The organism is Maribacter sp. (genome assembly GCF_049667165.1).
Lineage (GTDB): Bacteria > Bacteroidota > Bacteroidia > Flavobacteriales > Flavobacteriaceae > Maribacter_A.
On record NZ_JBATHS010000333.1, the window covers coordinates 1 to 4,507 of the forward strand.

Sequence of the window (4,507 nt, forward strand, 5' to 3'; positions counted from 1 at the left end):
TGACAATTTCTCCAAGTTTTCAGGCGGTAATTTTTCCCTCTTAAAAATCCACCCTAAAATATAGAGACTTAGAATCAATCCACTTACAAAGAGTAACCCATAGTATCGAAGTGGGAATCCGAAGATATTTAGTATCTCGGGGTCTGGATTCCAGTGAATATAGGTTAAAATCATATCGTTTATTTGCACTTTAAAACATAAGATCCAAGCCCGAACTTACTGAAGGTTGTACATTCTGAGGTAAAATTGTTGTGTACTATCTATTTTAAAAACCCTCATTTTATAAATTCCTTTCGGTTCAGAAATGGGCATTTTAGAGCTACTGGAAGCTGATTTTGGATAGTTTAGTGAGCCAACGGCAGCGGAATTATCAATGGTCTCGGCAAGATTCAAATAGGAATCAACATCGTTCTTAGCTGTTTTTTGCCCTATGACATTGGGTATAGTGCCAATATCGCTCCAATTATATCGAAGCGATGGTTGATTTCGGCCCTTAACATTGGTAGTTGTGGCTTCCTGTGAATGCATCGTGCAAACCCCCAACCATGTCAATAGGATTGCATAAAAAAACCTTTTCATATCGAACTGTTTTTATGACTGTAAGGTAGTAAATCAAAATCGTTTATTTGAACTATGAAGAAATGGACTAAGGCATTTCATAACAGGTTTTGTTGTATGCCGTTATTTTTAATCGGCAGCTTGGATAACCATAATCCCATCCCCGTAATTCCCGGCTTGCAATCCAATTAATAAAACTCTTTCCAATCCAGTTTGGTTTGGATTCATTGAAATGTGAATTTCGGTTGTATTTTTTCTTTCAATTTTAAAATCGTCTTCTTCAATCACAAAATTGTCTTTGGTAGTATCTATTTCGTTTAGGTCATAATTCCAATCGTCATTGAGTCCAATTCCATTAATCCACCACCATGTTCCTTGAGTAGTAACAACCGTTGAATTTTGTTCAGCTGTAAAATTCACTACTTTTTGAGATAGTTTAATATTGTCGCCCCATTTCCCGATTGGATCTTCCTTGTCTGAACATGAGTAGATAGCCAAAAAACTTATGAATAAAATAATGATTTTTTTCATGTTCATGGAATTTTGAAATTTATCTTCTTATAATAGATGTTGATTCTATAAAAAGTTGCGTTTAAAGGCATACAATGTAGGATTATGATCCTTGATAGTCTATCCACTATATATTTATTCGTTTATTTGAACTTTGCAGCACTGGTTTAGGGCTTTTCATAGGATACGTTATTGGAAAACATTCTTTTCAGAAGCTAAACAGCCACTTTACTATACTTCTTTAAATAATCCAAGGGCGTCATATCGGTAATTTTTCGGAACACGTCCCGAAATGCCTTGGGGTCTGAATAGCCGACGTCGTACATGACCTCGTTGACTGTTTTTCGCCCCTTTTCGAACTCCTTTTTTGCAGCCTCAACTTTTACCCGTTGATGGTATTCCACCACCGTATTGGCAGTGGCCTTTTTAAACCGTCGTTCAAAAGTGCGGCGGTTCAGGGCGATTTTATCGCAAAGCTCTTCCACGGTAATCTTATCCTGAAAATTTCGTTCGATGTATTCTTGTGACCTTAGGATTTCTTGGTCCTTATGCGACTTTTGTCCCGAAAAAATCATAAATGGGGACTGACTGATACGCTCGATATCGATCATAAATCCTTTTGCGGCCATGACCGCGGTATCCCGCCCCGCGTATTTCTCTATTAGATAGATTACCAGATTTGTAAAGGAATAGGCCCCACCGCTGGTGTAAATGCCATCCGAATACGTTAGAATCCGATCATCCATGAGATTGGCCTTGGGGAACTGTTCCCTGAATTCATTCGCATATTGCCAATGGGTGGAACAATCTTTTCCATCCAATAGTCCCGTGGAGGCTAAAAAGAAAGAGGCCACGCATAGGCTTACGATTTCGGCTCCTTCTTTGTATTGGTCTACGATCCAAGGAATAAGATCAGCATTATTCCTTTTGTTCTCTTCAAAATCCCCATGGATAGCGGGAATTACGATAAGGTCGGTCTTGACGACATCTGAAAAGAGCAAATCGGGGTTTACGGTAAACATTCCTGTGGATTGTTCCGTTCGTTTTTCAAGCCCTACCAAATGGATATCGAATAGCGGTTTCCGGCCGGTACGCTCAAAAAATTCGTTGACCCACGATAGCATCTGATGGGTGCCGCCGATATTGACCACGCTGGTATGGCCTTTAGGAACAAGTATGGATACGTGTTTCATGATCAAGTTAATTTAATAGCACCAAGATAATTAAAGAATTTGTCGTAATCAACCCGTTGGATTGACGGAATCGCACCATCTGATTTGGGCAAAAGCTAACTATATTTGGATATACCCCACGTAAAAAGCTAAAAAACAATGCTTTAAAACAATATATGCAATGAAAACAATCTGGCTCAACCTCCCTGTCAAAGACCTTCAAAAATCGAAACAGTTCTTTCGCGACATAGGCTTTCGCGAGAATCCCATGCATAAAGAGCTCCATCATTTGGGTAGCTTTTTAATTGGGGACAACAATTTTGTCTTGATGCTTTTTCCAGAAGGGGACATAAAAAATTACACCCAAAATGAGATAACGGACACCTCCAAAAGCAATGAGATGCTCATTAACATCGATGCACAGTCCAAAGATGAAGTGGACGCTTTCGCCAAAGTGGTCACTAAAGCAGGGGGCAAGGTCTATTTTGAACCCACCGAAGTAGCCGGTTGGATGTACATTCTAAGCTTTACCGATTTGGACGGCCACCGATGGAGCATGTTGTACATGGAACCCGAGAAAATGCCAAAACAATAAAAAAGTAGAATTATGGAACGAAAGGAATTTAGAACGACCATCGATGCCCCAAAAGAAAAAGTCTGGCACGTATTGTGGAACGATGCAACCTATCCCAAATGGACGGCACCTTTTGGGGAAGGTTCCCGTGCAGAGACCGATTGGAAAGAAGGCAGTAAAGCGCTTTTTCTTAGTGCCGATGGAGGAGGAATGGTTTCCCGTATCGCGAAGAACCGACCCAATGAATTCATGTCCATCGAACATTTAGGCTTTGTAAAAAATGGGGTAGAGGATACCACAAGCGATGAGGTAAAACAATGGATAGGTGCGATGGAAAACTACACCCTTAAGAATGACGGTGGCAAAACAGAATTAATTGTTCAAATGGATATCGCGGAGCAGTATCTCGATTATTTCGTGAAAGTTTGGCCAAAAGCCTTTGAAAAAGTAAAGGAACTTTCTGAAAAATCGTAATTTAAATAACCCTTAATTAAAGTAGTATGAAAATTGTAAATCCAGTAGTATGGTTCGAAATTTATGTCGAAGACCTAAAACGGGCCGTGGAATTTTACGAAAAGGTATTCCAGATTAAACTTTCCGAATTGCCGAACCCAACAGCAGAGGAAATCCAAATGATGGCTTTTCCTGCCGATATGGAATCGAAGAACGCAGCATCAGGCGCCTTGATCAAGATGGAGGGTTTCAAAGCGGGTAACAATAGCACGATTGTCTATTTTGCCAGTCAAGATTGTAGTGTTGAAGAGGCGCGGATAAAAGGTGCTGGAGGCATTGTGTATAAATCAAAGACATCCCTGGGTGATTATGGCTTTATGGTCTTAGCCAACTATACCGAGGGCAATATGTTCGGAATTCATTCCATGGCGTAATGGTGATGAAACCGGAAAAGATCAAAACGGTCGATGCATATGTAAAATCGTTCCCGAAGGAGAAACAAACCCTATTGCAAAACATACGAAAAGCGATTCAAGAAGTTGCGCCACAGGCAGAGGAGGGTATAAGCTACGGAATGCCGTCGTATAAACTAGGTGGCAAACCTCTGGTTTACTTTGCGGCCTTCGATAAACATATTGGGTTCTATGCCACGCCTACTGGTCACTCGGCGTTCAAAAAAGAATTGTCGATTTATAAACAGGGCAAAGGTTCCGTACAGTTTCCGTTGAAGGAACCCATTCCCATTGCTTTGGTAAAAAAGATTGTAAAATTCAGAGTACAAGAAAACACACAAGCTATGAAAGCAACCGATAAAATCACCATTTCCACAACCGTGAATAGCGATATCAAAACGGTTTGGAAAACTTGGACAAAACCGGAACACATCAAAAAATGGAATCAGGCCAACGACGATTGGCATACCACAAAAGCCGAAAATGACCTTAGGGCAGGGGGTAAGTTCAGTTCGAGGATGGAGGCGAAAGACGGCAGTATGGGCTTTAATTTTGGTGGCACCTATGATGAAGTGGTTCCCAATGAACATATTTCATATACCCTGGATGATGGTAGAATGGTAACCATCGATTTTAGGGAAACAGAAAATGGTATAGCGGTTACGGAAACATTTGAACCAGAGAGTCAGAATCCAACGGACCTGCAGCGTCAAGGGTGGCAGGCCATTTTGGATAATTTCAAAGAATATGCTGAATCTATGCAGGAAGTATTTTAATCCCTAGTTCTC

At 40.6% G+C, this 4,507-nt stretch carries 7 protein-coding genes; 4 read left to right on the forward strand and 3 right to left on the reverse strand.

The window, feature by feature from the left end; all coding sequences use genetic code 11:
- Positions 1-216: 216 nt before the first annotated feature.
- From WBM98_RS15450 to WBM98_RS15460, 3 genes are all read right to left on the reverse strand, one after another.
- Positions 217-579 carry a hypothetical protein gene (locus WBM98_RS15450; protein WP_424366923.1) on the reverse strand — a complete coding sequence of 121 codons (363 nt, stop codon included), beginning with the start codon at positions 577-579 and terminating at the stop codon, positions 217-219.
- Between the two features lie 108 nt (positions 580-687).
- Positions 688-1,089, reverse strand: a complete 402-nt coding sequence (locus WBM98_RS15455; RefSeq protein ID WP_424366924.1) for a hypothetical protein — start codon at positions 1,087-1,089, stop codon at positions 688-690.
- Positions 1,090-1,283: 194 nt separating this feature from the next.
- On the reverse strand, positions 1,284-2,261 hold the full coding sequence (locus WBM98_RS15460; RefSeq protein WP_424366925.1) for a GlxA family transcriptional regulator: 978 nt from the start codon (positions 2,259-2,261) through the stop codon (positions 1,284-1,286).
- A 160-nt stretch (positions 2,262-2,421) separates the two neighbouring features.
- Here WBM98_RS15460 and WBM98_RS15465 point away from each other — a divergent pair, with 160 nt between their 5' ends.
- From WBM98_RS15465 to WBM98_RS15480, 4 genes are read left to right on the forward strand one after another with little or no spacing between them, the layout of a single operon-like run.
- Positions 2,422-2,835: a VOC family protein gene (locus WBM98_RS15465; protein WP_424366926.1), complete on the forward strand. Its 414-nt coding sequence runs from the start codon at positions 2,422-2,424 to the stop codon at positions 2,833-2,835.
- Positions 2,836-2,847: 12 nt separating this feature from the next.
- Positions 2,848-3,288, forward strand: coding sequence for an SRPBCC domain-containing protein (locus WBM98_RS15470; protein WP_424366927.1), 441 nt, complete (start codon positions 2,848-2,850; stop codon positions 3,286-3,288).
- 26 nt (positions 3,289-3,314) lie between these two features.
- Positions 3,315-3,701: a VOC family protein gene (locus WBM98_RS15475; protein WP_424366928.1), complete on the forward strand. Its 387-nt coding sequence runs from the start codon at positions 3,315-3,317 to the stop codon at positions 3,699-3,701.
- A 5-nt stretch (positions 3,702-3,706) separates the two neighbouring features.
- Positions 3,707-4,495: an SRPBCC domain-containing protein gene (locus WBM98_RS15480; RefSeq protein WP_424366929.1), complete on the forward strand. Its 789-nt coding sequence runs from the start codon at positions 3,707-3,709 to the stop codon at positions 4,493-4,495.
- Positions 4,496-4,507 lie beyond the last annotated feature (12 nt).

What these genes read in the sequence shown, in the direction of transcription:
- WBM98_RS15450 (WP_424366923.1), bottom strand. Translation starts at nt 579, where the DNA reads ATGAAAAGGTTTTTTTATGCAATCCTATTGACATGGTTGGGGGTTTGC.
- WBM98_RS15455 (WP_424366924.1), bottom strand. Translation starts at nt 1,089, where the DNA reads ATGAAAAAAATCATTATTTTATTCATAAGTTTTTTGGCTATCTACTCA.
- WBM98_RS15460 (WP_424366925.1), bottom strand. Translation starts at nt 2,261, where the DNA reads ATGAAACACGTATCCATACTTGTTCCTAAAGGCCATACCAGCGTGGTC.
- WBM98_RS15465 (WP_424366926.1), top strand. Translation starts at nt 2,422, where the DNA reads ATGAAAACAATCTGGCTCAACCTCCCTGTCAAAGACCTTCAAAAATCG.
- WBM98_RS15470 (WP_424366927.1), top strand. Translation starts at nt 2,848, where the DNA reads ATGGAACGAAAGGAATTTAGAACGACCATCGATGCCCCAAAAGAAAAA.
- WBM98_RS15475 (WP_424366928.1), top strand. Translation starts at nt 3,315, where the DNA reads ATGAAAATTGTAAATCCAGTAGTATGGTTCGAAATTTATGTCGAAGAC.
- WBM98_RS15480 (WP_424366929.1), top strand. Translation starts at nt 3,707, where the DNA reads ATGAAACCGGAAAAGATCAAAACGGTCGATGCATATGTAAAATCGTTC.